This window comes from Peribacillus sp. (genome assembly GCF_059453735.1).
This window is the reverse complement of sequence record NZ_JAZVJO010000108.1, coordinates 1-3,557: the sequence shown is the minus strand read 5'-3', so window position 1 is coordinate 3,557 and position 3,557 is coordinate 1. Positions and strand designations below refer to the sequence as shown.

The 3,557-nt window shown below is 40.2% G+C and carries 2 protein-coding genes and 3 tRNA genes; all 5 read right to left on the bottom strand.

Translation table 11 applies throughout. The features are described 5' to 3' along the window. The coding region (codA, locus tag AC52RT_RS03585) for a cytosine deaminase (protein WP_495539485.1) at positions 1-1,022 on the bottom strand (1,022 nt) is incomplete at its 3' end. Then, entirely contained in the window at positions 1,006-2,280 is a 1,275-nt protein-coding gene (gene codB / locus AC52RT_RS03580; protein WP_495539484.1) for a cytosine permease, read from the bottom strand. The genes codB and codA, both read right to left, overlap by 17 nt. 542 nt (positions 2,281-2,822) lie before the next feature. Beyond that, a tRNA-Leu gene (locus AC52RT_RS03575) sits at positions 2,823-2,904 on the bottom strand. A gap of 442 nt (positions 2,905-3,346) precedes the next feature. Next, positions 3,347-3,428, bottom strand: a tRNA-Leu gene (locus AC52RT_RS03570). 7 nt (positions 3,429-3,435) lie between these two features. Further along, positions 3,436-3,510: transfer RNA gene (locus AC52RT_RS03565), tRNA-Cys, on the bottom strand. Between the last annotated feature and the right edge of the window lie 47 nt (positions 3,511-3,557).

Here is a 3,557-nt window from a genome sequence, read left to right as displayed (position 1 = left end):
TCACTATAGCCCATTAACTGTGAAGCATGTAAGCCCATATGCAGTACTTGCAGCATATTCCCATTTCCAATCGGATACCAAGGATCCATAATATCGTCATGACCGAAGCAAACATTTAATCCGTTTTGATCAAGCTCTTTTACACGTGTTAAGCCACGGCGTTTTGGATACGTGTCAAAACGCCCTTGCAGATGAATATTCACTAGTGGATTCGCCACAAAGTTCAATTCAGCAAGTCTAAGGACACGCATCAATTTATATGTGTAAGCATCATTGTAAGAGCCCATTGCTGTCGTATGACTTGCTGTAACCCGACCTTGATAATCGTTCATAATCGTTTCTCGTGCTACAACTTCCACATGGCGAGATTGCTCATCATCAATTTCATCACAATGAATGTCAATCGGCTTGTCATACTTCATGGCTAATTTAAAAATCTCGCGAATCGATTGAACGCCATCTTCACGCGTAAATTCAAAGTGAGGTATGCCTCCGACAACGTCTGCCCCCATTTTTAATGCTTCCTCTACCAGTTCCAAACCATTCGGATATGAAACAAGACCTTCCTGCGGGAAAGCAACAATTTGCAAATCAAGGAATTCCTTCATTTCTGCTTTTACTTCAAGCAAAGCCTCTAAAGCTGTTAAAGAAGGATCCGTTGTGTCAACATGTGTGCGTACAGCACCTATTCCGTTAGCTATTTGCCAGCTAAGGGCTTTTTTAGCACGCTCTTTCACATCTTCTTTTGTTAAAGAATCTTTTCTTTCAGACCAGCATTGGATACCTTCAAATAGAGTTCCGCTTTCATTCCAGCGTGGCTGTCCTGCCGTTAAGGTAGTATCTAGATGAATATGCGGTTCTATAAATGGCGCACACACTAGCTTTCCGCTTAAATCGATTGTTTCACAGTTATCAAATCCGCTTGTACCAGATTTAACAATTTTTTTAAAGGAACCATTTTCTATCAGTAAATCCCAAAGACCCTCTCTTCCGAAGATCGAAGCATTAGACCACTTTTGCATAAATGACTTCTTCCTCCTCATCCACTTCTGTAACAACGGTTGTTTTCAACAACCTAACAGTGACTATATAAACAATTCCTGTGATAAATAATGTGTTTAGTGGTGCAATCCCCGGCAAAGTTAATCCCGAGATGACACCCACAGCCCATGCAATGATGGCTGGTATATGTACTCTTGCAATGTTTGCCTTCTCATACTGAATATATTGTCTTTTCTGGATAAAGAAGAAATCCACTATAATAATTGATCCAATAGCTGGCAGAGTGGAGCCTAAGAATGTCAGCCAGCTTGTGAAGTTGTTATAAAGAACGATGGCAAATACCGTTCCAATTGTACCGTTCATCATAACCATAAATACCTTTGGCTTCTTAAACATTGTGGCAAAACCAAGTCCAGAGGCGTAAAGTGCGTTATCGTTAGTTGTCCATATGTTTAATCCGAGCACTAATACGGCCGGTAAGAGTAGCCCTTGTGAAATCATGACGTCTGAAATATCATTGTGACCTGTTGCAATTACACCAATCGCACCGAATAAGAACATTAATGTATTTCCTAAGAAAAAGGCAATGACGGTAGTTGTAACAGCATGCTTTCCTGTTTTGGCATAGCGTGCAAAATCGGGTGTTAACGTACCACCACTAATAAATGAACCGATTGTAATCGTTAAGGCTGCTGCTAATGTTAAGGATGTATCCGGTTTATAGGCCATAAGTGCATCAATTCCACCCATATCCGTAATGGCCATTCCGGCACTCGTTGATCCAAATATCGCAATAGCTGGTACAGCAATAAAACTTAATATCGTTAAGGCTTTCATACCAAAATAAGCAGTGGCTGTCATTAGAATGCCTGTAATGATGACAATAGGGACAAGTGGAAGACCAGTTAATTTAGAAACCGGATAAGCGAACATTCCTAGCCCTACCCCGAACCACCCGACTTGTGTTGCTGATAACATGAATGAAGAGATATAAGCTGCTTTTTTACCAAAACTATATTGTGCCAGTAAGTGAGTAGATAAGCCCGTTTGTGCTGCAATATAGCTTAATGCTCCCGTGAATGCTCCTAACAGAAGGTTTCCTAGTAGAATAACACCCATTAGTTGACTAAATGTTAATCCTTCCCCTAATGATCCACCGGCCCACATACTTGCTGAATAGAATGTGAATCCAAGCATAACAACAAGCATTTTGAGGAAGCTGTTGCGATTCGCTTTAGGTACAGATTGAAACGAAAAATCTTTGTCTTTTAATTGCATGTTTGTTTCCTCCCAAGTATTAGTCTTGGTGAGCAATAAAAAAACCACTTGCCTCAACGCGACAAGTGGTAAATGCCGGAAAATACCGCATTTTTACACAATTATATGTATACAAATACAGTTTCCAAGCTATATATCCGCCCACCTTGTCAGCCTCTCTGGACTGTCTTTAAAGGTTCTCAATTAAATTAATGTTATAATAACAGATTCATCTGACTAATACAATAGTATTTTATAGTGGTAAAATAATGCAGATTAATAGCTAAGTAGTTAATCCTTTCTCTTGTTTCACAAAATCTCGCAACTACTTCCCCCCCTCTCAAACTTTTCTAACGCTTCTTAGTCTGTAAATTTTGCATTAATCATTCTCAGCTCATTATTAGTTAGAATGTCCTCTTTTTCTCACGTTATTTCCTCCTGGATATATCCATATGAAGGACACGATTTTGCCTATTCCAATCATATTAAGATAACCAAAAAAAGGCTCCCAGCATAAAAAGCTGAGAACCTTGATTCGACAGCTTTGGCCTGCTGTCATTCGATACCGGTGGTCGGGGTCGAACCGACACTCCGTAAGGAACACGATTTTGAGTCGTGCGCGTCTGCCAATTCCGCCACACCGGCATATTATTAAGTTGAACTTGTTGTTCAAAGAATAATCACTTATCCTTATGTCAATATACCGATATTTTTGACCGCTGTCAATATCATCTGGCAAGGAATATCTTGTTAATTAGCGTATTCCATTATAGCAAACAAAATAATAGTAATTGATAGACTTGTGCGAGAATTTAATACTTGCACTTTTGAAGAAGCAGATGAGCATAAAATCTAACCGGCACTGAGCTGTAGGCTCGATCACTACAGATATTCTTCTCTATATCCCATCTTCTGCCCTAACATTCTCTAATCATTAGACTTTTTAATTTATGTTCTATAGTTCCATTATGTATTAAAGTAAATGACGAATCGTCGCTTTGCTCTATTCACATGCATGGAAAATAAAAAAGTTCCCAACAACTAGTGCTGGGAACTTTTTTGACAGCTTTGGCATTCTGTCATCTGATACCGGTGGTCGGGGTCGAACCGACACTCCTCACGGAACACGATTTTGAGACGTGCGCGTCTGCCAATTGCGCCACACCGGCATAATAATGGAGGCGGCAACCGGATTCGAACCGGTGGATAAAGGTTTTGCAGACCTTGGCCTTACCACTTGGCTATGCCGCCAAATATTTAAATTTTCTGGAGCGGAAGACGGGATTCGAACCCGCGAC

Bases quoted from the DNA above. Each gene is read 5' to 3' on its own strand.
- codB (WP_495539484.1), bottom strand. From the start codon at position 2,280: ATGCAATTAAAAGACAAAGATTTTTCGTTTCAATCTGTACCTAAAGCG.